Origin of the sequence: Cytobacillus sp. SAFR-174, from assembly GCF_051964675.1 — a bacterium.
Classification (GTDB): Bacteria; Bacillota; Bacilli; order Bacillales; family Cytobacillaceae; genus Cytobacillus.
The window spans coordinates 1-22597 of sequence record NZ_JBQCMZ010000014.1 but is presented as its reverse complement, the minus strand read 5'-3'; the positions used below and the strand labels follow the sequence as shown (position 1 = coordinate 22597).

At 39.9% G+C, this 22597-nt stretch carries 22 protein-coding genes and 6 pseudogenes; 6 read left to right on the top strand and 22 right to left on the bottom strand.

Annotated elements, in window-relative coordinates:
• The first annotated feature begins 3 nt into the window (after window positions 1-3).
• Window positions 4-1122: a cysteine desulfurase family protein gene (locus ACTHRG_RS14930; protein ID WP_440231510.1), complete on the top strand. Its 1119-nt coding sequence runs from the start codon at window positions 4-6 to the stop codon at window positions 1120-1122.
• Window positions 1123-1181: 59 nt separating this feature from the next.
• Here ACTHRG_RS14930 and ACTHRG_RS14925 read toward each other — a convergent pair whose 3' ends face one another.
• The 12 genes and pseudogenes from ACTHRG_RS14925 to ACTHRG_RS14870 all read right to left on the bottom strand — a co-directional run bounded on the left by ACTHRG_RS14925 (window position 1182) and on the right by ACTHRG_RS14870 (window position 9792).
• On the bottom strand, window positions 1182-1403 hold the full coding sequence (locus tag ACTHRG_RS14925; protein ID WP_440231509.1) for a hypothetical protein: 222 nt from the start codon (window positions 1401-1403) through the stop codon (window positions 1182-1184).
• Window positions 1404-1473: 70 nt separating this feature from the next.
• Window positions 1474-2823, bottom strand: coding sequence for a M20/M25/M40 family metallo-hydrolase (locus tag ACTHRG_RS14920; protein WP_252218678.1), 1350 nt, complete (start codon window positions 2821-2823; stop codon window positions 1474-1476).
• A 65-nt stretch (window positions 2824-2888) separates the two neighbouring features.
• Window positions 2889-3371: a hypothetical protein gene (locus ACTHRG_RS14915; RefSeq protein ID WP_440231508.1), complete on the bottom strand. Its 483-nt coding sequence runs from the start codon at window positions 3369-3371 to the stop codon at window positions 2889-2891.
• A gap of 36 nt (window positions 3372-3407) precedes the next feature.
• Window positions 3408-3947, bottom strand: coding sequence for a tetratricopeptide repeat protein (locus tag ACTHRG_RS14910; protein ID WP_440231507.1), 540 nt, complete (start codon window positions 3945-3947; stop codon window positions 3408-3410).
• Between the two features lie 60 nt (window positions 3948-4007).
• Complete coding sequence (locus ACTHRG_RS14905) at window positions 4008-4478, bottom strand: hypothetical protein (protein ID WP_440231506.1); 471 nt, start codon at window positions 4476-4478, stop codon at window positions 4008-4010.
• A gap of 280 nt (window positions 4479-4758) precedes the next feature.
• Window positions 4759-5079 carry a heterodisulfide reductase-related iron-sulfur binding cluster gene (locus ACTHRG_RS14900; protein ID WP_440231562.1) on the bottom strand — a complete coding sequence of 107 codons (321 nt, stop codon included), beginning with the start codon at window positions 5077-5079 and terminating at the stop codon, window positions 4759-4761.
• Between the two features lie 329 nt (window positions 5080-5408).
• Window positions 5409-5534, bottom strand: a pseudogene (locus tag ACTHRG_RS14895) (FAD-linked oxidase C-terminal domain-containing protein); the annotation flags it as partial.
• A 153-nt stretch (window positions 5535-5687) separates the two neighbouring features.
• Window positions 5688-7184 (bottom strand): P-loop ATPase, Sll1717 family, encoded by a 1497-nt coding sequence (locus ACTHRG_RS14890; RefSeq protein WP_440231505.1) that lies wholly within the window; start codon window positions 7182-7184, stop codon window positions 5688-5690.
• 374 nt (window positions 7185-7558) lie between these two features.
• Window positions 7559-7804, bottom strand: a pseudogene (locus ACTHRG_RS14885) (glucosylceramidase); the annotation flags it as partial.
• A 184-nt stretch (window positions 7805-7988) separates the two neighbouring features.
• The gene (locus tag ACTHRG_RS14880; RefSeq protein WP_048008527.1) at window positions 7989-8180 is read right to left on the bottom strand and encodes a hypothetical protein; all 192 of its coding nucleotides are present in this window, start codon (window positions 8178-8180) and stop codon (window positions 7989-7991) included.
• Window positions 8181-8215: 35 nt separating this feature from the next.
• Window positions 8216-8662 carry a YaiI/YqxD family protein gene (locus tag ACTHRG_RS14875; RefSeq protein ID WP_061794443.1) on the bottom strand — a complete coding sequence of 149 codons (447 nt, stop codon included), beginning with the start codon at window positions 8660-8662 and terminating at the stop codon, window positions 8216-8218.
• A 686-nt stretch (window positions 8663-9348) separates the two neighbouring features.
• Window positions 9349-9792, bottom strand: coding sequence for a glycoside hydrolase family 30 beta sandwich domain-containing protein (locus ACTHRG_RS14870; protein ID WP_440231503.1), 444 nt, complete (start codon window positions 9790-9792; stop codon window positions 9349-9351).
• Between the two features lie 196 nt (window positions 9793-9988).
• Here ACTHRG_RS14870 and ACTHRG_RS14865 point away from each other — a divergent pair, with 196 nt between their 5' ends.
• The gene (locus ACTHRG_RS14865) at window positions 9989-11029 is read left to right on the top strand and encodes a UvrB/UvrC motif-containing protein (RefSeq protein WP_440231500.1); all 1041 of its coding nucleotides are present in this window, start codon (window positions 9989-9991) and stop codon (window positions 11027-11029) included.
• A gap of 15 nt (window positions 11030-11044) precedes the next feature.
• Here ACTHRG_RS14865 and bioA read toward each other — a convergent pair whose 3' ends face one another.
• A complete protein-coding gene (gene bioA / locus ACTHRG_RS14860) occupies window positions 11045-12406 on the bottom strand; it encodes an adenosylmethionine--8-amino-7-oxononanoate transaminase (protein WP_440231498.1) in 1362 nt (453 codons plus the stop codon).
• Window positions 12399-13082 (bottom strand): dethiobiotin synthase, encoded by a 684-nt coding sequence (gene bioD / locus ACTHRG_RS14855; RefSeq protein WP_440231561.1) that lies wholly within the window; start codon window positions 13080-13082, stop codon window positions 12399-12401. Before bioD ends, bioA begins: the two co-directional genes overlap by 8 nt.
• 131 nt (window positions 13083-13213) lie before the next feature.
• Between bioD and ACTHRG_RS14850 the strand changes: the two genes are divergently transcribed.
• Window positions 13214-13795, top strand: coding sequence for a biotin transporter BioY (locus ACTHRG_RS14850; RefSeq protein WP_440231497.1), 582 nt, complete (start codon window positions 13214-13216; stop codon window positions 13793-13795).
• Window positions 13796-13863: 68 nt separating this feature from the next.
• On the opposite strand, the gene ACTHRG_RS14845 is transcribed toward ACTHRG_RS14850, so the two are convergent.
• The gene (locus tag ACTHRG_RS14845; RefSeq protein WP_440231496.1) at window positions 13864-14916 is read right to left on the bottom strand and encodes a tetratricopeptide repeat protein; all 1053 of its coding nucleotides are present in this window, start codon (window positions 14914-14916) and stop codon (window positions 13864-13866) included.
• 186 nt (window positions 14917-15102) lie between these two features.
• Between ACTHRG_RS14845 and ACTHRG_RS14840 the strand changes: the two are divergent.
• Both ACTHRG_RS14840 and ACTHRG_RS14835 read left to right on the top strand, forming a co-directional pair.
• A pseudogene (locus ACTHRG_RS14840) lies at window positions 15103-15604 on the top strand (DinB family protein).
• A 199-nt stretch (window positions 15605-15803) separates the two neighbouring features.
• The gene (locus ACTHRG_RS14835) at window positions 15804-16643 is read left to right on the top strand and encodes an isocitrate lyase/PEP mutase family protein (protein WP_440231495.1); all 840 of its coding nucleotides are present in this window, start codon (window positions 15804-15806) and stop codon (window positions 16641-16643) included.
• 227 nt (window positions 16644-16870) lie between these two features.
• Here the strand turns inward: ACTHRG_RS14835 and ACTHRG_RS14830 are convergent, their stop codons facing one another.
• Together ACTHRG_RS14830 and ACTHRG_RS14825 are read right to left on the bottom strand one after the other, a co-directional pair.
• Window positions 16871-17458, bottom strand: coding sequence for a DUF3231 family protein (locus tag ACTHRG_RS14830; protein WP_440231494.1), 588 nt, complete (start codon window positions 17456-17458; stop codon window positions 16871-16873).
• Between the two features lie 95 nt (window positions 17459-17553).
• Window positions 17554-17832, bottom strand: a pseudogene (locus tag ACTHRG_RS14825) (hypothetical protein); the annotation flags it as partial.
• Between the two features lie 131 nt (window positions 17833-17963).
• Here ACTHRG_RS14825 and ACTHRG_RS14820 point away from each other — a divergent pair.
• Window positions 17964-18329, top strand: a pseudogene (locus ACTHRG_RS14820) (RrF2 family transcriptional regulator); the annotation flags it as partial.
• A gap of 264 nt (window positions 18330-18593) precedes the next feature.
• Here the strand turns inward: ACTHRG_RS14820 and ACTHRG_RS14815 are convergent.
• The 5 genes and pseudogenes from ACTHRG_RS14815 to ACTHRG_RS14795 all read right to left on the bottom strand — a co-directional run.
• Window positions 18594-19547 (bottom strand): branched-chain amino acid ABC transporter permease, encoded by a 954-nt coding sequence (locus tag ACTHRG_RS14815; protein WP_440231560.1) that lies wholly within the window; start codon window positions 19545-19547, stop codon window positions 18594-18596.
• A 41-nt stretch (window positions 19548-19588) separates the two neighbouring features.
• Window positions 19589-20458: a branched-chain amino acid ABC transporter permease gene (locus ACTHRG_RS14810; protein ID WP_048008517.1), complete on the bottom strand. Its 870-nt coding sequence runs from the start codon at window positions 20456-20458 to the stop codon at window positions 19589-19591.
• Between the two features lie 20 nt (window positions 20459-20478).
• On the bottom strand, window positions 20479-21183 hold the full coding sequence (locus ACTHRG_RS14805) for an ABC transporter ATP-binding protein (protein WP_252218737.1): 705 nt from the start codon (window positions 21181-21183) through the stop codon (window positions 20479-20481).
• On the bottom strand, window positions 21161-21934 hold the full coding sequence (locus ACTHRG_RS14800) for an ABC transporter ATP-binding protein (RefSeq protein ID WP_440231492.1): 774 nt from the start codon (window positions 21932-21934) through the stop codon (window positions 21161-21163). The genes ACTHRG_RS14805 and ACTHRG_RS14800 overlap by 23 nt, the downstream gene beginning before the upstream one ends.
• A gap of 39 nt (window positions 21935-21973) precedes the next feature.
• Window positions 21974-22519, bottom strand: a pseudogene (locus tag ACTHRG_RS14795) (ABC transporter substrate-binding protein); the annotation flags it as partial.
• Window positions 22520-22597 lie beyond the last annotated feature (78 nt).

Below are 22597 nucleotides of genomic sequence, written 5' to 3'. Positions count from 1 at the left end.
TAAATGCTGTATTTAGACAATAGCGCAACTACTCAAATACAACCAGAAGTAAAAGATGCCATGCTCCCATACTTAATGGAGGAGTATGGCAATCCATCCAGTAAATATTACGCTCCTGCTGAAAATGCAAAAAGAGCAGTTAAAGAAGCAAGAAATGCACTCGCTTCCTTAATAGGATGTAAGGAAAATGAAGTAGTATTCACAAGTGGATCAACTGAAAGCAACAATATGATTATTAAAGGTGTCGCTGACCATTATTCAGAAAAAGGAAACCATATTATAACAACTAAAGTTGAACATCCATCGGTTTTAGAAACATGCCAGTATCTTGAAACTAAAGGATATGCTGTTACCTACCTGGATGTTGATCGATTTGGAAGAATTGACACTGTGGACTTACAGAATCAAATAACCGAACAGACCATTTTGGTATCTGTTATTTGGGGCAACAACGAATTAGGTTCATTGAATGATATGGCTGAAATTTCTAATATTTGTATTGAGAATAATGTTTTCCTACACACAGATGCTACCCAAGTAGTGAGTAAAATTGAAATAGACTTGTCCAATTACCCAGGTATTACATTTTTATCGTGTTCAGCACATAAGTTTCATGGTCCTAAAGGAATTGGTGCGGCATTTATTAAAAATGATGAATATGAACTACCAACCAAGATAACTCCCCTTCTTCATGGTGGTGGACAAGAAAATGGTATTAGAAGTGGGACGTTGGCTGTTCATAATATAGTTGGCTTGGGGAAAGCTTCGGAGATTGCAAGCAAAAATATGACAAGAAACATAAATAAACTAGAAGAATTAGAGTGTCACCTAATATGGATATTAAAAGAAAAGTTCAATGACCAGATTCATATAAATAGTGACCACAAAGCAAAGATTCCTGGTATTGTTAGTGTTCAATTTAAAGGGGTTAATAATGAGCTACTAGTAAAAAACCTTGCTCCTATTATTGCTGCGTCTACTGGTTCTGCCTGCAGCTCAAGTAAACCTTCTCATGTTTTAGCAGCTGTGGGGTTATCGATTGATGAAGTGAGATCAACGATTCGGTTCTCGTTATCCTGTTTTATAAAGAAAGAAGACCTTGATATATTTAAAGAGCTATAAGTGAGAGAAATCCTCTTGCTTATAGCTCTTCTTATTATGCTAAATATACTAATATACTGTTAATCATCCACTACATCTATCCAAATTTTCGCTGTTTTAACTTTCCCTTGTAGACCAAATTCTTTCATCTCTTCTAGAAATTTTTCTGCGTCTTCTTTTCTCTCAAACTGGACTGCTAATTCTAAGATCCCATCAAGAACTTTACCATCGTATATTTCATCTTCAACTACATATAATGATTCAGTTGTTTCTATTACAAATACAGAGTTTAATTCTTCCATATAAATTTCCCCACTTCACTTATGAATTATTACTTTCTAAAAAGTGACTTTAAGACCCTAATTAATTTTCTCATAAAATATAACTTTTATTCAACAGAAAATTCTTTCCCCTTGCATTTTTAAAAATCCCCTTCACCAGCTTCACCGCATTATAACAACCCTCCACATCCAACTTCTCATCACTGGTATGCTCATCAAAATAACCAACAGATAAATTAACACTCTGAATACCATATGAAGCCCATATCCTTGTGTCACTGCTTCCTCCATTTGTACATTTCCAGTTCTTCAAGCCCTCTTTTACTGCTACATCCTCAATAAACTGTCCATACCTTTCATCACAGAAAGGAATGTATCCACCGCATGAAACTACAATATCTCCAGTGCCTCGGCGATCTAAAACAATTGCAGCATCAACGTCCCATAAGAAGTGTTCATCAACATGCTGAGCACCTACCAGCCCAATTTCTTCCTCAACAGTTAAAATAAATTTCACTGTGCCTCTAAAGCTGCTTTTTTCCAAGTTTTTAGCCATTTGCAGCAATACCGCCACACCCGCACGGTCATCTGCACCCAGAATGCCAGAGCTGCTGGTCCAGATGTTTTTTTCTTTTACTATGATTCTGCCTGGATCAATCGGCACTACAGTATCTAAATGGGCATTTAATAGAATAGTCGGTCCATTGCCGCCTCGATAGCGTTTTTGAGCGAGGATGTTGCCTTTGCTATCAAAAGTTAGATGATCAACTAGAGGAGCAAGAATCCTTTCTGCATGCTTACGGATTTCACCTTCGTTTCCGCTTTCTCCGTTGATGTTAAGAAGTTCCTCCAGCTGGTCAAAAAACAGCTGCTTTTCGATTTCTTCCGTTTCCAGTTCCAAGATAGCTTCATCTATATTTAAGGCTTTTTCAGCTAATTCTAAAAGCTCCTCTCTAGAATGCGGCAGAATCAAGCGCTGGTTTCTGACTCTAACTTTTTTATCAGAAATGATGCTAAAAAGCTTTGCCACTTTATCCATAGATATGCCATGGAGAAATTGGATGGAAGCATATCTTATTCCATTGCCGTCGCAGCTTCCCATAGTAAATAATTTTAGTCTGTTTAATTGACGGACCAAACCGCTTATATACAGATCCAATTCCCTGATTTTCGGCTCTTCTTTTTCAGCATGGAACCAAAGTCCTTCTCCATATCCTCTGTGAGGAAAATCAGCTGCAGCCAGCCACTCTTTTTCAGTAACAGCCTCAGAGTGAATAGTAAGAAGAAAATGCTGACACGTAAACTTTACACCTGTTTTTAGAAGGCACTCCATTAAAAACTCGATATTTTCTTCGGTTTCAAGAAAAAGATCAAACTCATTTTCCGTGTACTCCCTAACAGCAAATCCTTGACGAATGAAAAATGTATTCCAGCTTTTCATTTAGGATCATCTCCCTTTCGTGAATGTAGCTTTATTATCACAAAAAGGCGATGACAGCCCTGTCATCAGCTTACATAGTCATTAGCAAAAACGTCATCAACTCTGAACAGAACAATATATTGCACTGTTTCGTTGAAATAATAAGCTGTTTCTCCCTGGTACTGTTTAACATCGATAATGTCAGGCATATTTAATGTTTTCATTCGAGTTCTGAGGCGCTCTATTGATTTAATGAAGGTATTCTTTTTAACTTCTCCGTCCGTTCCGGTCCTTCCAAAAAAGTCCTTCATCGTCATTCTCGTGCATGGATTCTTTTCATTAGATGACAGCAAAAAATGCCTGATCATATTTGCCTGTCCCGGTGTAATTATGGTCTCTTCCCCATTAAAGAACAAGATATTTTCTCGATCATTAAAATAAACGATGAGCGTATTCTTTTCCCCATTTTCGGCAACTTCCTCGCAAGTGTCTTTCGAACAGGTCTCAATATGTCCTTTTGAAATTTTATAAAAAGCATGATTCTTTAAAAACTGCTCATTGTCCCTCAAGGTTTCATATAATGGTGAAAGTGCTAAATTGGGGAGCTACTTTGCTGAGGAGTATGAGAAATTTTCCATTGCTTCATAAGTTGAACTTGCCACATATAAAGCACTGTTTGCTAGATACATATGTGCGTGAAATTGCTGCTGCTGATTAAGGCTAAAGCTTGGGTCATCCCCTAACTTATGATAATTCAATGCTTCTTGAAAATAGCGTACAGCTTGGCTGTAATCGCCTTGCTTATAAGATAAGAATCCTAATCTATAATAGGCAATCGGAATATCTTTCTGATAACTTAATGCTTTTGTTAAGGATGAAAAAGCAACTCGATCATTCTTAGAGTTGTTCATTTTTAAATATGTACCGTATTTAATTAGATGGGAAACAAGCAGTTTTTTTGTATACTTCAGGGAGTATTCGTGCATTCCCCGATCTTTTTTTACTAGTGGAATTAACCTTTTATACATCTCTTCATAGACATTTACTAGTTTGGCGTAATAACCATAATCACTCTTTTCTCCCTTTTCATGCAATTCTTGTTCAAGGTCCTCAAGTTCTTCAAGAGTTAAATCTCTTAAGCTCATTTTTAGTTCCCTTCCTTAAACTGATATATATACTGAATGGGTTTTTTAGAATACTATTATTTAACGGTTTAAAGCTGTTAAAATCAATACTAGTTCCTCTAAAGAGTAGTTTTTATATAAATAAGTATATGAAATGCTTTTAAGCTCTATTTCCTCAAAACCAACGATAGTATGATGTCTATAATCTTGAACTAATTCAACAATTATTTTTGCAGCGTCTCTTTTAAGTTTTGAGATTTTTTCTTCAACTGTTCTGTTCTGTGCCTTTTGTTTATTTAGCTTTTTGGGTGACACTTTAAGAGCTTTCTCCCGTTCCTTCACACACACCTGGCACCATCCGTCCTCGTTCACAGCCTGGACCTTTTTCTCGCACTGTGAGCAGACCTCGGTTCTCTTTTTCTTGGTTGAATATTTCAACCGTGTTTTCATTGCGCTGCGATTTATGCAAGCATCACAAGTCTCTTTTTTTCCCAAAGCGAATTCTGCTGAACTTTTAATCTGGAAACATACCAGACAACGTTGTTTGCTCATTAACTAACCTCCGCACTTAAGTCACCTTAATAAGTAAATTTTAACTCAAAAAGACTTGTTTAAAGAATTAAAAAAACAACCCCACAAAAATTTTTTGTAAAGTGAGGGGCCTAGCCCTACACACATTAAATCAATAAATTTCAATTCAAAAAACCGCACAGCATTCTCACTGTGCGGGTGGCTCCCTCTTTTTTTAAGCAAACAGTGTGTATAAAAGCGTTTATATGGGGATAACTGTTGAATCTTTTACTGCTGCTACTTGATTTTTATTATTTAAAAATTATTTAGAAACCGCCCCAACCTCAACAAGCAAATCAACAAGTTGTACAGCTCTTACACTCTTCTCAAGCCCTTCCCTTTGAATATCTAATTTCATCTGCAGCAGGCAGCCTGTATTTGAAGTTACAATTATAGAAGCATTTGTGTTTTTAGCATTTTTCATTTTACTATCCAATATTTCCATGGAGTCATCATAGTTAAAAATATTGTAAATACCAGCGAATCCACAGCATTGGTCTTTGTCATTCATTTCCCGATACCCTTTGCTTTTTACTTGCTTTAATAATGATAATGGCTCATCTTTTACCTTTTGAACATTGATTCATATGACAGGGTGGCTGAAAGGTTATGGTTCTTCACTTCCTTTGTAAAGCTCAAACCATCAAATTCAGATAGCACCTGTGAAATATCTCTTACCTATTAGAAAAAGCTTGTACACGGCTTTCCCACTCGATGTCTCCCTTGAAAAATTCACCATATTCCAAAAGAGTTGCACCGCATCCACAGCACGTCTGATGTACAGGCCGCGCGGCGAATGCACCTCGCTCTTCATCGTTTCGTAAGTGGGGCAAACCGACAGGCAATATCAGCATTGGACACAATTAAACGTCTCATTATAATGTAATCTGTCTTTTAGATCGGCTTCTGTACTCATTCCCTAAGCACCAGCTTCTGGCCTTCTTCAGGAAAGATTTTACCGTGATTCAAGATGTTATTTGGGTCCCATATTTGTTTAATTCTTTTCATCATATCAAGTCCTGCTGCACCCAGAGATAAGGGGGCCTGTTCCCTCACTAAATAACGTATTAACGCTGCCGGGGTCAGGCCCTTCCTACAAAAAATAATAGAAAATAAACACAGTGACGGTTCTCATATTTCACTCTCAGAGTAAAAACACTCGAATCATCCCTATGTTATATAATTCTTGAGTCAAGTTTCTCTTCCCTGAATCATCTTTAAACCATCCCTATACATAAATGGTGTCCAGTAAGTTGTCGTACCTGTTCCTTTTTCTTTTCTTTCTTCAAATAAACCTATGGCAACAAGCCCTTGAACGATTTCCGCAGATTTCTTTTTAGAAACACCAAAAATCTTGCATAAGGTATCTAAGTCTTGTTCTGTTTTATGCTCTTTAAGCATTTCAATATAAGGTTTTAGTGCAGAAAACTCTGTATATATTGTCTGATTAAGTCTAACTCTCGAAACTTCTTTTAATGCTTCTTTCAGAGCTGACCTACTAATTATTTCATCATATGAATTTTCCTGTGTTCCTGTTTCAAGTTGTCTTATTTGTGCCAATCTTGATTCATTCAGTAAATGAATTAGTTCCCGAGGAGCACTTATTCCTAAACCGTCTTTAACACGACTTACCATCCAATTAAATGTTTTTGGGTTGTTACCAGTTTCTACTTGCTCAGGGAAAATAGAGTAGAAAATTTCCTGTTGTTTGTTACTATCTCTAAGAACCTCATCCTTAGTAACATTAAAGTTATCTCGAAATACTTGATTATCCAATATACGGCTAGTTAGTAATTGAAATAAGTCTTGTTCATTCCACTTTATTGTTACCTGTTTTGTAATATGGCTTCCTTCCCGAAATCCATCCTCAGAGACAATTCTCTCCCATATATCATCCCTTATAAAGATTTTCAGCTTTATATTACTCTTTGATTTCAAATCATTATAGGTTTTAAAGAGAGTTTTAAGAGCAACAGATTCAAGTTCGGGACTTTCTGAAAAAGCAACATCTAATCTGTCAAACATGATCCACACTTTCATATTCAAACTTTCTAATACCTCTTGAGCTAAGTCTAAAAGTTCGTAAACAGAGATATATCCAGCTCTTCTTTGCTCTTTTCTCGGTTCAAAAAATGTAATATTTCCTGATAATTTAGGCATTGAAGTTAAAGGGTCTAACTCTAACCCGCCACTTACCTCGTTAACTCTTCCGAAGAAATCCTTTACATAATCGCGGGCATTGGAAAGGATTCTCCGTAATCCCGAACCTTCCAAAAGTTCTTCGTTTTCTAACTTTCTAATAAATTTTTCTACTTTCTCATCTTCTGACCTAAACTGTGTAACTTGTTTGCCAATCAGAGTTAGAATATATATTAGCCATAATCCCTTGAACTCTTCTTCACTAATTACATCTTTAGCAAGAACTTGTCCAAAAACAGGATCTCCTCTTAGTTCCTCAGCCGGAACCAAAAGTGTATTTCTGTCGGAAAAACTTCCTTCATTTTGTAGGAGATAAGAGTAAAGAGCACTTTTTCCGGATCCTTTTGAACCATAGATTACATCTAATTCATCATTTAATAACTGTTTCCAAGTATCTGTCTTTACAAAATAAGATGAAAGGGTTTCTTGCTCATCCTCCGCAACCCTTTCTCCAAATCTACTGTCTTTTAATAGGTCAATTTTCCGCATACTTCCTCCAATTATTAACAATTTTTTCGCGATAGTCCTATTATACCATAAAATTCCTCATCTATTAAATTAAAAAGAAAAGCGGAGCTATCACTTCTAAATAAAGTATAACGTAACAGGATCATGACGCTTCTTTTCATCTATTCAAGTATAAACTTTTGACTACTAATATAAAGCCCAAGGAAGGCCGCCTGTTTATACCCACCCTCCCTGGCTCCTGATTCTAAAATAACGAATAGAACCCTCTCACCGTGTTATAACAAGACTCAATCATCAGATGTTAAAAAAAGACCGATGGCCCTGCAATCATCTGCATGACCTGTCACTATACAAAAAAACAGCCCCCAATCAGGGCTGTCCTCCTATCAATGAATAATAATCGTCGCTATATAGTAGTTCCCAACATGATTCGGTCCGCCTTCTTCATTCAGCACGAGATTCCAGTCAATCCATGCTTCAAGATGATTGTTCAAGTCGCCAATGATGTTTCGGCCATACCGCTTTCCGGTATGCCATTCGCCTGGCTGAGGACCGCCTTCTATGCACCCTTCTGTGAAAATTAAGTGCTTGTCAGGGAATGCATCGTGAACCCTGGAAAGATTCTCAAATTCCTCAGACACTAAACTCAAGCCCTCGTTAATAAGTACATTCTTCTACAAAGAGAACAAATATATGTCGTTCGAATACGCAGTATCGTTGTACTGCGTAGCAACCCACTTCATAAGTTGGTCAATAACTTAATCCACTTATAACCATCCAGCATTTATAACAGAATTTTTAGTAAGTATAATTAGATATAAGAGTCTACTTTTTGGGCTGATCAAGTGCTTGGTAAGCTACCTGGTACTTTCCTCCATCCGCAACTTCTGAATGGTACAAGGCCTTGAGGGCATTGTTTTTCTCAAGACCATGCTCAGCCTTCAGTTCTTTAAAGCGTGTATGGAGTTCTTTATTTTCCTTAATTAGTTGTTGCATTTGCGATTTTAAATACTTCAAAATATTTAGCTCCTTTCTGAATCTCTAAGTTTAGCTTAAATTTTACGTGAAATAACCTGTTTAAAAAGATCCCTAAATTGCTCCCGGTCTTCTGCTGTAAAAGGCTTTGGTCCCTTCGTTCGCTGTCCGCTTTTTCTAGCCATTGCACTTAAATAACGTGTTTGTAATAATTGGTCAATATTTTCATTTGTATATCTAAATCCTTTATGGTGGAGGACGATAATTCCTTTTGCTAAACCTAGTGACGCAAGACCATAATCTTGCGTCACGATAATATCTCCTTTTTCCACTAACTTCACAATTCGATAATCTGCAGCATCTGCTCCAGAATCAACATAAATGGTTTTCACTCCTGATGGCTGTTCTGCATTAGAAAAATGAGAAAAGCTTGTAACAAGGATAACCGGAATTTCAAAATCCCTTGCTTCTGCAATAATAATATCTTTCACCGGACAAGCATCTGCATCCACATAAATTTTCATCTTTCCCTCCTGTTAAGAAGTTCGACTTACTATTTAACTTAATCTTTTTCAACTATAAAAGAGACTGGTGACTTTTGTTTAAAAATAATCAAGAGTTCTTCCTTTTGCTGTATTTTTCTATCCTCATATTATACTTTATAGAAACTTGTTGGCAAATGGTCGTTCAATGGCCTACAAAATAGGTAGCTAAATCATCTGCTTATATTAAATCTCTAGGATACCTTAGAACTAAATACTTGATTAGAAAGTCACACATTTTATAGGTGTAAAAGTAAAAGGATAAATGAACAGGATGATCACCTATATACATCTATCCTTTTTATACAACAAAAGACATCATTTACCACAATAACAATATTGTTTATTCAATTTGCAGATATGGGAGACCACTTAGTATTATGGGGGAAAACCAAATAGCTGTATAATTAAACAAGTATAGGTGAACTGGAAACATAACACTTTAATTTTTGTTATATAAATATCTATGTTTTGTATAAGTCATTTTCCTAGCTGAAGGCACATTTTTTACCAAACTATCTTTTGCTTTTATTCACTAGCACCCCTACTTTACTAGCTGTTTAAAGTGTGAATTACCAGATCTACTAAAAAGGAATTATTTTTTTACTATAAAGAAAAGGGGGGGCCTGTCTGCTTTTAAACAGCCGGGGTCTGGCCATTTCATTCGATCAATGAATAATAATCGACGCAATAGAATGCTCCGGAAGAAACAGCATCATACTTTTTCCCCCAAAGGATAAAGATACTTCTTCTTTACTATCATTCTCATTCATCAAAACCGCCACCGTTCCTCCATTGGTGTTCTCAAAGGCGGTGCCCAATATGCGGCTATTCGATGCCTTGCTGCCAATTCGCCTGGCTCCAGGCTTAATGAACTTGCTAAAATGCCCAATATAATAGTAGGAGCTGTTATAGTGAACCTCATCCTTCTTCGTATCCACAATCACCGGCGCATCACAATAATTCCACACATGGTTCGGCCCGCCTTCTTCATTCAGCACGAGATTCCAGTCAATCCAAGCTTCAAGATGATTGTTCAAGTCGCCGATGATGTTTCGGCCATACCGCTTTCCCGGTATGCCATTTTCCTGCCTGACGGGAGCCGGTTGCAATTGACTAACTAAGTTTTCAAATTCATGCCTTCACACAAGCAGTACATATCCATGCCAACACCCAAATCAGAGAAATAGCGCCCCCAAATCCCATTCCATGATAAAATACTAAATAAATATCCCAGTAAAGGAATGAATCCCTATTAATCTCCCTGACAAGGTGAAAAACCTGCCCTTAACTCCAGGCGTCTATCTGATGAAGGATTCCCAGGGTCAAACTCTGTATGTGGGGAAGGCGAAAAATCTAAAGAATCGGGTTCAGTCTTATTTCCGTAACTCTACCAACCATTCACCAAAGATAAAAAAGCTGGTCAAACACTTAAGGGATTTTGACTATATCCTGACAGATACCGAATTCGAGGCTTTTATGCTTGAATGCCAATTAATTAAAAGCATTAAGCCGCTCTATAATCGAATGATGAAGAGTCCGCAGTCATTCATTTATATCTCGATCAGCCTTACCGGCAATCACCGTAAAATTGATATTGCCTTTAATCCCATTGAAAATGACGGCAAGATTTTTTTTGGCCCTTTTACAAGCCGAAGAAATGTAGAAAGAGCTATTCGGGGGTTAAAGGAATGCTTTATGCTGAATTGCAGCAATCCCAATGGAACGAACTCCGCCTGCCTGAATTATTCCTTAGGCTCCTGCCTTGGCCGGTGTCTTGGCGGGCCTGCGGAACAGCAGTACAATGACATCCTGGACAGGTTTATCGGTTTTCTGAAAGGCACTGACATGAGTATTATCGAGGACATGAATCAAATGATGTTGAATGCCTCTGAAGCATTTAATTTTGAAGCGGCCTCCGCCTATCGGGATCATATACAGGCAGTAAGCTCCCTGTTAATAAAAGAAAAAGTGATCGAATTCACTGAAGAAAATCATAATATCCTCGCTATCGAAAGATTAACAGATACTAGGATTAAACTTTTCCTTATTAAAAAGACGGAGATTCTGTTCAGCCACAGCTATGCAGCAGCACACAGCAAGAAGGAAAAAATAAAAGCGAACATTTTAGCTTATTTTAAAGATGAAGCAAATGCGAACGGAGACATTAGCAGACATGAAATCGATGCAGCGCATATTATTTACCGCTATTTACACAGCGGCAGCTGCTCTTATCTCCTCATTCCGGAAAACTGGCTGGAACCTGAGAATCATTCCACCCTGGATCTGGCACTGGAGGATTTACTAAATAGCCCTCAACACATACAGCCCCCTATATTAAATGAATAAGGGGGCTGTTTCTAATCAAACAAACGACTTTTCTTTTTCAGTCACGGCTTCAATCGAATCTCTCATGATTTGAATCATTTGCCTGATTTGGTCATCCGTACTCGCCAAAGGCGGCATAAAGACAATTACATCCCCTAGCGGTCTAGTCAGCATGCCTCTTTTTCTCATTTCCAGTGTTGAATGGTACCCCATTCGGCTTTCCCATGGGAAGGGCTTCCCTGTTTCTTTATCCTGAACCAGCTCAATGCCGCACATCAGTCCCACTTGACGGATGTCTCCTATATGTTTGAGGCTTTTTAATGCAGCTAATTCAGATTGAATGACTTCTGCTTTTTTGGCTGCCTGTTCGACAAGGTTTTCTTTTTCATAGATTTTCAGGTTAGCCAGGGCGACTGCACATCCGAGCTGATTGCCTGTGTAGGAATGCCCATGGAAGAAGGTTTTCATTTCTTCATATTCCCCATAAAACTCCTGATAAATTTCCTCTGTCGTGAGTGTGGCAGCAAGCGGAAGATAACCGCCTGTGATCCCTTTAGCAACGGTCATGATATCCGGCAGAACGCCTTCATGCTCTACTGCAAACATCTTTCCTGTCCGGCCAAAGCCTGTCGCTACCTCATCCGCAATTAAAAGGATGTTAAATTCACGGCATAGCTCTTCCACCCCTTTAAGATAGCCAGCAGGCATGACATTCATGCCGCCTGCTCCCTGGATAAGCGGTTCGAGTGTTATGGCTGCAATTTCTTCATGATGTTCCTGGAAAATGGCTCTCAGCTCTGTTAATGCCCTTTCTTTAACCTCTGCTTCACCTGAATAAGGACTCCGATATTGGAGAGGAAAAGGAGCTTTTAAGGTTTGAAACATTAAGGATCCATACACGCGGTGGAATAAATCAACATTCCCGATACTAATGGCTCCAATTGTATCTCCATGATAATTGTTCGTGAGCGTGACGAATTTCTTTTTCTTTTGTTTCCCTTTATTTTGCCAATATTGATAGGCCATTTTAATGGCGATTTCTACGGAGGTTGCCCCGGAATCAGAATAGAATACCCGCTGCAAATTTTCCGGTGTAATCTCAATAAGCTTCTCAGCAAGCCGGATAGCAGGTACATTCGCTGCTCCTAAAAGTGTGGAATGAGCTATTAAATCAAGCTGCTCCATTATCGCCACATTCAATTCCTTTTTCCGGTGGCCGTGCACATTTAGCCAAAGTGAGGAGTATCCATCCAGATATTCCTTCCCATTCATATCCTTCAGAATGATCCCTTCTCCGCTCTCAATGATCAGCGGATCTCTCTCATAGTCTGTCATTTGTGTAAACGGAAGCCATAGATGCTTCATGCTGCTTTCTAACAGATTTGCCTGCTCACTCATTACTGTCCACCTCCATCAGCTTTGAAAATAGATGGTCAAGCATGTCTGAATTACCAAAGGCGGATAATGGATTTTCTAAATAGGGGATCATCCCTAAAACAGGCACCCTGGTCATAAGCTCAATCATTCGTATGTTGTCCTGCTCAACCTTTGTATCCTCTATTGTCATCTGATTCATGATAACGCCAACCACATTTATCCCTTCTTGTTTTAACCTTTCAGCGGTCAGAACGGTGTGGTTGATTGTGCCCACCCCGGTCCTTGCCACAATCACAACTGGAGCGGACAGTTCTTTCATTAATTCAAGCATGCTGTATCCATCGTCCCTTAAAGGAACGAAGACTCCGCCAGCACCTTCTATTAATACAAATTCATTATCCCTTGACAGCCCTTGATAATGCTCAATGATCTTATCAATCTCGATTTCTATTTCCTCTTCCCTTGCAGCCAGATGCGGGGAACATGGTTTTTTTAATAGATATGTAGTGGAAGCGGCTAATTCCGGATTGGCCAGTTTATAAAACTCCACATCTGGTGCAGAAAGCACGCCATCAATCATTTCAGCACCACTTTGCACGGGCTTATATGCAGCCGCCTGGATGCCTTTCTTTTTTAAATACGCTAAAAGAAGAGCGGCAGCTGTCGTTTTTCCTGCGTCAGTATCTATGCCTGTAATAAAGAGACTTCTAATAACTATTCCTCCTTTTAAATGTTAACCATATTTACAAATAAGTTAACATATGAGAATATTATATTCAACTTATTGTTAACCAAAAATATTTTTGGTTAACACAAAAGGAGGTTCATATGAAAGATTTAAAGACTCAAGATTTGGTTCTTTGCGGTCTTTTTGCGGCATTGATGGGTGTGGGTGCAAATCTATCCCCATTTCTCATGATCGGGAGTGTTCCTATTACTTTGCAGCTTCTCTTTGCTATTTTAGCCGGGGCAGTGTTAGGAAGCAGAAAAGGATCCATTGCTATGCTGGTCTATGTGTTTGTCGGTTTAATAGGTGCACCTGTTTTTGCACAGTTTAAAGGAGGGCCTGCCCAGTTATTAAGCCCGACCTTTGGCTTTGTGCTGTCTTTTGTTGCTGTTGCCTATGTTGCTGGAAAATGGGTAGGGGATTCTCAGCTGGTTAAACCAAAGCATTATTTTATGGCAGGATCTTTAAGCCTTTTTTGCAACTACATAATTGGAACCAACTGGATGTATTTTGCGCTTCTACTTTGGGCAGATGCACCGGCAGGATTTAGCTACGGTATGGCCTGGGGCTGGATGCTTGCCTATTTTCCTCTCGACCTGGCTGTAACAGCTTTGTCCTTTTTCCTTGTTCCAAAACTAAAACAGGCACTTAGAAGGACACATCATCATAACACCGAGATGTGACAGTCCTTAAAAAAAGCCTAATGAGCAGTTTTAAATTACCGCTCATTAGGCTCCTCATTCATGCATTTTCAGTTCACATATTCATTCGCAAAAGCATCATCCACCCTGAAGAGGACGGTAAATGGATGGGTTCCATTATAATAATAAGCAGTCTCTCCCCTTTCTTCCGTTACATCAATCATCTCAGGCATATCCCGTAATTTTTCCCTGAGTCTTTCTATGGATTTGATGAAGGTGCTCTTTTTTACCTCCCCATCACGCCCCGTTCTTCCGAAGAAGTCACGCATAGTGATTCTCGTACTTGGATTTTCTTTGCTGGAGCACAGCATGAAATGTCTGATCATATTCGCATCGGTTGGAGTGATGATGGCATCCTGACCATTAAGTAATAGTATATTTTCACGGTCGTTAAAGTACAGGACCAGCTCACCTGCTTCATTGTTTTCAAAGAGGTGTTCGCAAGCATCCTTTGAACAGGTTTCCGTTTTATTTTTGGTCATTTTGTAGAAGGCGTGGTTATGCAGGTAGGTTTCATTGGCTGATATTGCTTCAAATAATGGGGACAGCTCTGCGTTCGGGAGCTGATCCATATATGGGAGTTTTCCCATCGTTTCATAGGTCTCGCCCGCAACATGCAGCCCGCTGTTGGCCAAATACATATGGGCGTGGAGTTCCTGCTGCTGATTGAGGCTGTATCTTGGGTCACCTGAGAGCTGCTGACTTAGGGACTGCTGGAAATAGCGGACAGCTGAACCGTATTTGCCGTGTTTATAGGCGAGGCAGCCAAGACGGTAATACGCTATTGGAAGCTTTTGTTCCACTCTAATTGCCTTGAGGAGTGACTCTACAGCATCCCCGTCATCTCTGAAGTGATTCATTTTTAAGTAGGTTCCATATTTAATAAGATGGGATATCAGCAGTTTTTTCGTTTGCTGAAGGGCGTTGTCATAATAGGGGCCATTATTTCTGGCGAGATTTGTAAGCTTTTTATACATCGTTTCATAGAGGATCACCAGCTGCATGTAATAGCCGTAATCGCTTTTTTCCCCATTTTCATGTAGATCGTGTTCCAGCTCTTCCAGAGCGTCGAGGGTTAAGTCTTTTATCTTTAAAGTTCTCATCTTTACACCCCAATCTTTTAAAACCTGACACTTTTCACTATATAGAAATAAGCGGCCAGTTTCGCGCGAAGATTGTCGAATGAATTGTGAAAATTTTGTAACATTTATAACCATAATCATAAGATGGACCCTTGAAAAATACGAACAAACGTTTTATAATTTACCCCATGAACGGAGGGATGCTTTATGTACGTTACAGTAAAAGATTTTATTAAAGAATGGAATAGAGAAGCAATGCTGACACAAAAGGTACTGGACGGTTTAACAGATGACTCTTTAAAGCAGCAGGTCTATCCTGAAGGACGCACCTTAGGGCGAATTGCCTGGCATTTCACCACGAATATTCCTGATTATTTATCTCATTTCGGAGTAAGAATGCAGAGAGCTGAATGAAGAAGATGTCCCCTCTTCTGCCAAAGAAATTGCGGATACATTTAAAAAGCTGAGTGAGAAAGCGAAACTGGCGATCGAACAGCAATGGACAGATGACTCATTGAGCCAGACACAGAAGGCATTTGGAAGAGAGGAAACCAATGCTCAAATTTTGATGGGCTTAATTAAACACATTGTGCATCATCGCGGCCAATTGACCATTCTCATCCGCCAGGCAGGGTTAAAGCCTTTTGGGGTTTATGGTCCATCAAAAGAGGATTGGGTTAATTTAGGCGTTGCAAATCCGCCGCAATAATACGCTCGAGATTGCCGAGCGTTTTTCTTGGTTTCTGGATAAATGGCTATCTAAGCAGCGCTCTCCACTTCCCTTTTTTCAAAGTGAGATCTTAGGGATCATCCAGAGTTTTCAACCCCTCCGAACATCTACTCAAGAGGGCATCCACAAATGAAGCAATAAAATACTCTAATCAAATCAGGAAAAGGAGCTTAATTCTATGAGTAGCAAGGAACAATCATTAAAGGCAAATACCTTTCACCGCTTACATCAGCAATCATCCACCTTTGTTTTGCCAAACGCATGGGATGTAATCAGTGCAAAGATGTTTGAAGAATGCGGCTTTAAAGCGATTGGAACAACAAGTGCCGGTATTGCTGCTTCTTTGGGGTACTTGGATGGGCAAAGTATACCTCTTAACAAAATGGTTGAAACGATTGAAAATATCGCCAAATCAGTAAATGTTCCTGTGAGCGCAGACATTGAGGCAGGTTATGGAGTGACTGTTGAAGAAGTTTTGGAGACGGTAAAAGCAGTAGCTGCTGCTGGAGCTATCGGGATAAATCTGGAGGACGGTACAGGTGATCCTGACAGTCCAATATTTGATATTTCATCTCAAGAGGAAAAAATAGCAGCTATCAAAGAACTTTCGGAATCCAGCAATATGCGGTTACTTATTAATGCACGAACAGATCTGTTTTGGTTAAATGCTGGGGATTCTTCAACGCGTTTACGAGAAGTTGTAAAGCGGGCAAAAGCCTACCAGGATGCAGGGGCTGATTGCATTTTCATTCCTGGCTTAACTGATAGGACGAGTATAAAAAAAATTAGAGAGGAAGTTTCTTGTCCTATCAACTTATTGGTTGACCCAGAGATGCCTTCTATATCAGAGCTATCTGAAATCGGAATCGAAAGGCTTAGCTGTGGATCCGTCCCATTTAGAGCGACCTTAACCTATTTACGGTCTATCGGTGAAGAGATTGTAAACAACCAGACCTTTCATCAAATGACAAATGGCGATGTTCTTTCTTATAGGAGGTTAACTGAATTCATTCAATAAGAACTTGTAATACTCAACAACAAAATGATGAATGTTAAGAAGCCGATTCTCCTATTATAATGAAATCGGCTTTTTGTTCACTCTCATAACTTTTCGGGAATGTTTTAGGCTGTTTGACTCAAATTATTACCTATCAATTGACCTATTGGCTACAGGCGGCTCATTAAGCCAGTCTTTCCGCACCAATAACTTAAACCCTTGCGCTGAATAGCTTTCCACCTGATCAATTAATTCCTTAGTCTTTTCACGTGACTTTTTTTATAACTTGAAACCACAGCAGTTTGCAGATTGCCTATTCCGATGGGGTTCAAGAACATGATTAAGTTAGCCATTAGTTTATCTGAAAATGGGGATTTATTCACCTTATAAACGTGAGCCTCCAGTCCAGTGGTTGTTGGCACTCCGTTTTCTCTGTATATTTCTGATAAAACATCAACTTGATGGTATGACAATTTGGTTCCATCCTCTAAAAAACTCATTGTATCTTCATCCTTTGCGACATCTGAAAAAGCAGTACATAAAGCTAAACCAACATTATTACATTGAAAGGAACCAAACATACTTGCTAATTCAACAGCATTAAGCGGCCTCTGCTGGGTTGATGCCACTTTGAATAGCTTGCTCTCTCTGTCTTCAGCATTTTTGTATGAAAAAGGCCTGTTTTGGAGTAAACCCTTTTGCTCCAGCAAATTTAAAATAGAAATATCCATTTGCATTAACTTATTGAGAATTTCTTTAAAGAAATTCTTAACCTTTGGGACGGTTAAGTCTGTATATTGAAAATTATTTTCTTTTCTTAGTTTGTAAATGAACATGGTAATTATTCATTATACAGTGACTAAACAGCTTACTTAAAGTGCTTAACAATAAGATGGCTGCCCTGGTTAAAATGGTTCGAAGTGCTTTTTTCATAACTATTTTTTCCTCCTCCCGCATCTTTAAAGGAATCCCACATAGCAAAAAAATACAAACAAGGGTAAAACATCAGCCACAAATAATCGGTTTCTGCAATTGCCTTTTCAATATCTCCATGAAAACTTGAAATAATGACCCCATTGAAATTCGCTTGTACATTTATAAGGAACTCTAAAAATACAATAACCATTCCCTTTATCAATTTTCCATTTAAAAATTGCCCAAAACCAGGAAGTGCCATACTCCATAATAGCCTTTCTATAGATGTCTCCATTCTGTTCAAGCTCCTTGCCATGTCTCTTATATGTGTCCTTTTAAGAGCATACATCTATTAATTGACTGAAGTTAACATTCACTATAACTCAGTACCACACTTATTAGTATGTAAGCACACTTCTCAAACTAAAGATATTCAGTAAATTATCTAAGAACGAAATTGTTAGTTCAGTCCCTGGAGTTAAGGGTGGTTATAAACTCGCTAAATCTCCAGAAGAAATATCTTTTTGGGATGTAATTGAAGCAGTTGAAGGTCCCAAGCCAATTTTTCAATGTAAAAACATTAAAGATAATGGTTATTTGTATAGAGAAAATATCTGCTCGTCAAGTACCTCCTCCTGCACCATCAATTTAGTTATGCTCTTAGCCGAAGAAAAAATGCGTGATTTCCTGCGCAGTAAAACACTTTCATGGTTAAATGAAGAGCTGGATCGTGTCTTGCCAAATCAAACACGTGAAGAAACCCGGAAATATTTTTCTAAGAGCAGCCTATAATACCAGCCTCTCCTGAAATCCCTTGATTTTGATGGAGAGGTTTATTCTTTTTCTATGTTCTGATGATAACTATGACCGCTTCAATAGCCTGATCCGCATTGGATTTATCAGCTCTCATCAGCTTAAGAACGTTTTTTCACAACATTAAAGATAATAGTTTTGATATTAACCCCACGTTCAATATCCCGAAAAAATAAGTGTTTTTGCAATTAATAAAAAACCTTACCCATGATGGCAAGGTTTCCAGAATCATCTTATCCCACACTATGCAGCCCTCTCCATATTCCTTTTCCTCTTCTCCCTCCTCCCCTTTTTCAAGGTGAACTTTTTAATAACTCCTGCCAAACCGGAAGGGAACCCAAGGAGCACCACTATATATAAGAATCCGAGGATAATCGTCCATCGTTCAAAGATGGGGAAAGTCATCGCAAGCTCAGAAAGATAATGTCTTAAAAATTCGATGATCCCCGCTCCTGCTATGGCACCAGCCAGGGTTCCCATTCCCCCGATCATCGTCATTAAGAGAGCATCAAGGGTAACTTCAATAGAAAAGACATTGGTATTAATGAACCGTAGTGACACTGCATAAAGTGCGCCGCTTAAGGAAGCTGCCACTCCAGCCGTCACGCTGGCAATCAGTTTATAATGTAGTGTTTGATACCCCAGTGCTTCTGCACGATATTCATTCTGGGAAATGGCTTTTAGCACCTTTCCAGTGGACGATTCTGTAAAAAGCTTCAGCAGGATGAAAACAACGGCAACACTAATGAGTGTAATGTAATAGAAAGAAGTACGGTCTTTGAATACGTCAGGCACACTGAAGGTAAAACCGTCTCCGCCATGCGTCAGTCCCCTCCATTTCTCTGCCAGTACAAGAAAGAGCTGTGATACTGCCAGTGTCAGCATCGCATAAAAGTGGCTTTTGAGCCTTAGTGATAATAAACCAATGATATAGCTAACCAGAGCGGATAGGATGATGCCTATAACCAATCCAATTAAAAAGTTTGGCAGAGTTGCATCCAGCTTATTAAAAATGAGAGCCGTGCTGTAAGCGCCGATTCCAAAGAACATACAATGACCAAAGGAAACAATGCCGGTATACCCTAACAGAATATCAAAGCTCATCGCAAATATGGCAAAAATGAAAATTTGAGTAAGTAAAATCAGTGTGCTTCGGGAGTCGTTAACAAAGGGTACCAGAAGCATGAAAAGCAGAATCGCAAGCCCCCAGTACAGCGGCACTTTATGAAATACACCTCTCATACAGCACTCCCCTTTTCTCCCAGCAGCCCTGTTGGTTTCACCAATAATACGATAGCCAATAGGAGCATATTCAATGCCAGTGACAAATCAGGCATATAATAAGCCATAAACGCTCCCGCTACTCCTACGATCAGGGAAGCCAGTGCAGATCCCTGCAGGCTTCCCATTCCGCCAATGATGACAACAATGAAAGCCAGGATGGCATACTGCATGCCCATTTCCGCAAAAACGACTCCAGAATACGGCGCTAATAGCGCTCCGCCTAAAGCAGCCAATCCGGCACCGAGCAGAAATACGAATGTAAAAAGTCCTTTTACATTGATTCCGAGCGCCTGAACCATTTCCTTATCCAGCACTCCAGCCCTGATCATAAGTCCAATCTGCGTACGGCTGAGCAAAAGCCATAATGCCAGATACAGCAGCAGTCCAACCACAATCACAAACACACGGTATTTTATGATGATGATTCCATCAAACTGATAACTCCCTTCAAGCCACGCTGGCAGGTTTACCCTTATCGGGTTTGGCCCCCAGAAGATTTTGATGCTTTCCGATAATACCAGCATCCCGCCTAATGTAATCAGCAGTTGTCTCACATGATTCCCATAGACAGGACGGATCAGGAATCTCTCCAATACCCAGCCCAAGACCATTCCGACAGCAACTGCACCCGCTATCGCTAATAGAAAACTGTTTGTTTCTTTAAAAAACCATGCTCCTGAGAAAGCGCCCCAGACGAATAATCCGCCATGGGCGAAGTTCAATACACTCATCAGTCCAAAGATTAAGGTAAGTCCAGCAGCCAGAAGGAATATCAAAAGCCCAGTTGAAACCCCATTGACCAATAAATTAATAAAGACTTCCATTTCCAGCCCCCCTTCACTGCTTACGCGATGCCCAAGAATTTCTGACAGGTTTCCTTGTCCTCCTTAAGATCCTGCATCAAGCCATCATGGACTATTTTTCCGTCGTCCATAATGTAAAAGTAATCGCCGATTTCACTCGCCATCAGGAAATTCTGCTCCACAAGCAGAATCGTGGTTTTTTCCTTCATTTTCAGAATCGATTCCATCAGCTTTTCAACCATGATCGGCGATAATCCTTTGCTTGGCTCATCAATCAGAAGCAGTCCATCTCCATTGATATACGCCCTGGCAATCGCCAGCATCTGTTTTTGACCGCCGGAAAGCAAACCGCTTTTTTTGCTCCAGAACTTCTTCAAATCCGGGAAGAGCTCCAGCATCCACTCCATTTTTTCCTCTGTCTCACCTTTGCTCTTTGCCTTGGCCAGATTCAGGGTTTCTTCTACTGTCAGCGCACTGAACATTCCCTGATTTTCCGGCACATAGCCGATTCCTTTTCTGGAGATCAGATGGGTAGGGATTCCGCTGATCTTCTGATCGTGATAATGCACGGAACCCGTGGTGGATGGGTTAAAGCCCATGATGGTGCGCAGTGTTGTCGTTTTGCCTGCGCCATTTCTCCCGAAGAGAACGGTGATGCTTCCCTCTTCCACAGACATGGACACACCCTGAAGAATGTGATATTGACCCAAATAGGTCTCCAGATTATCCAGTTTTAATAGACTCACGGTGGAAGCCTCCTAAATATGCCGTCTGAACTCTTTGATCCTTAATAATTTCCTTCGGATTGCCGCTGGCCAGGAGCTCTCCATTGAATAGCACCACAAGGGTATCGGACAGGTGCATGACCATTTCCATTTTGTGTTCGATTAAGACAATCGTGTACAGGCCTTCCTTCTTAATTTTCTCAATCACTTCCAGAATGGCAGGGATCTCTTCAATCGATATGCCTGCTGTCGGTTCATCTAGAAGAAGCAGTTCTGTTTTTAGAGCCAGCAGCATGGCCAGCTCCAGTTTTCGTTTTTCCCCATGTGCCAGATCCTGTGCCAGCACATCTTCCTTCCCGCTTAACATGCACCTCTCCATGGCCGCTTTTGCTTCATCCTGCTGGCGGTTCATGTACGAAAGCCTTGGAAAGATTGAGTAGTAATCTTTACTTGATGATTGGATGGCCAGTCTGATATTTTCGAGCACCGTCAATTCCGGAAAAATATTGGTGAGCTGGAAGGAACGTCCAATGCCTCTTCTCGCCCGTAAGGGTACAGAGAGCTTAGTTATATTGTCTTTCTTAAAATAAATCTCTCCCTCTGTTGGAGCAATCTGGCCGCTCAGCAGGTTAAAGAGAGTGGTCTTGCCGGCCCCATTTGGACCGATAATCGAAGTCAGCTTCCCTCGCTCTATTTCCATGTTCACATCTTTTATGACATCATGCTCTCCAAAGGAAACAGATAGGCTTTTGGTTTCCAGAATATTTTCCAACTTGGCGCATCCTCCTATATATCTAACTATTCTGAATTTTTATTTGTCATTTCGGATTGGCGGCTCGGTTTCTTCCATATTCAATTCCCTGATCAGGACCGGCACCGGATGATCCACACCATCCTGTTCCTCCAGGGTTACAGCGTACAGGGACTGCAATGCCTGATGATCCTCAGCCCGGAACTTCATCGTTCCTTTCGGTGTCTCAAACTCCATGTTTTCCATTGTGGTGATCAGGCCGTCCACATCTTTATCACCTTCTGTTTTCTTCAGGGCCTCCACAATGGAGATGGCAGCTGTCATTCCGCCGGCTGTAAACAGGTCAGGAATCTCACCGTCAAATTTTTTCTTATGCTCTTCCACCAGCCAGTCGTTCACTTCATTATCCGGAAGGGTGTGATAGTAAATGGAAAAGCCTCTCATGCCAATTAGAGAATCCATCGTCTTTAAGGAAGCAATATCCTGCGCCGCAGTGGAAATTTTAATTCCCTGCTCTTCCAGCTGCATATCCTTTAACTGTTTCCATGGGGCATTGGATCCTGCCCAGACGATATAAAGGTAATCAGGCTTTTCATTTATGATGCTTGATTAAGTCCATATAATTGTGTAAAAAGAAAGAGTCATTTTATTCACTCTTGGCAACACTGTTTTCTACCACAGAAA

Excerpts from the sequence above, each read along its gene's own strand:
- ACTHRG_RS14930 (WP_440231510.1), top strand. The coding sequence starts at position 4 with ATGCTGTATTTAGACAATAGCGCAACTACTCAAATACAACCAGAAGTA.
- ACTHRG_RS14925 (WP_440231509.1), bottom strand. The coding sequence starts at position 1,403 with ATGGAAGAATTAAACTCTGTATTTGTAATAGAAACAACTGAATCATTA.
- ACTHRG_RS14920 (WP_252218678.1), bottom strand. The coding sequence starts at position 2,823 with ATGAAAAGCTGGAATACATTTTTCATTCGTCAAGGATTTGCTGTTAGG.
- ACTHRG_RS14910 (WP_440231507.1), bottom strand. The coding sequence starts at position 3,947 with ATGAGCTTAAGAGATTTAACTCTTGAAGAACTTGAGGACCTTGAACAA.
- ACTHRG_RS14905 (WP_440231506.1), bottom strand. The coding sequence starts at position 4,478 with ATGAGCAAACAACGTTGTCTGGTATGTTTCCAGATTAAAAGTTCAGCA.
- ACTHRG_RS14890 (WP_440231505.1), bottom strand. The coding sequence starts at position 7,184 with ATGCGGAAAATTGACCTATTAAAAGACAGTAGATTTGGAGAAAGGGTT.
- ACTHRG_RS14875 (WP_061794443.1), bottom strand. The coding sequence starts at position 8,662 with ATGAAAATTTATGTGGATGCAGATGCTTGTCCGGTGAAAGATATTATT.
- ACTHRG_RS14865 (WP_440231500.1), top strand. The coding sequence starts at position 9,989 with ATGAAGGATTCCCAGGGTCAAACTCTGTATGTGGGGAAGGCGAAAAAT.
- bioA (WP_440231498.1), bottom strand. The coding sequence starts at position 12,406 with ATGAGTGAGCAGGCAAATCTGTTAGAAAGCAGCATGAAGCATCTATGG.
- ACTHRG_RS14850 (WP_440231497.1), top strand. The coding sequence starts at position 13,214 with ATGAAAGATTTAAAGACTCAAGATTTGGTTCTTTGCGGTCTTTTTGCG.
- ACTHRG_RS14845 (WP_440231496.1), bottom strand. The coding sequence starts at position 14,916 with ATGAGAACTTTAAAGATAAAAGACTTAACCCTCGACGCTCTGGAAGAG.
- ACTHRG_RS14835 (WP_440231495.1), top strand. The coding sequence starts at position 15,804 with ATGAGTAGCAAGGAACAATCATTAAAGGCAAATACCTTTCACCGCTTA.
- ACTHRG_RS14830 (WP_440231494.1), bottom strand. The coding sequence starts at position 17,458 with ATGTTCATTTACAAACTAAGAAAAGAAAATAATTTTCAATATACAGAC.
- ACTHRG_RS14810 (WP_048008517.1), bottom strand. The coding sequence starts at position 20,458 with ATGGAAGTCTTTATTAATTTATTGGTCAATGGGGTTTCAACTGGGCTT.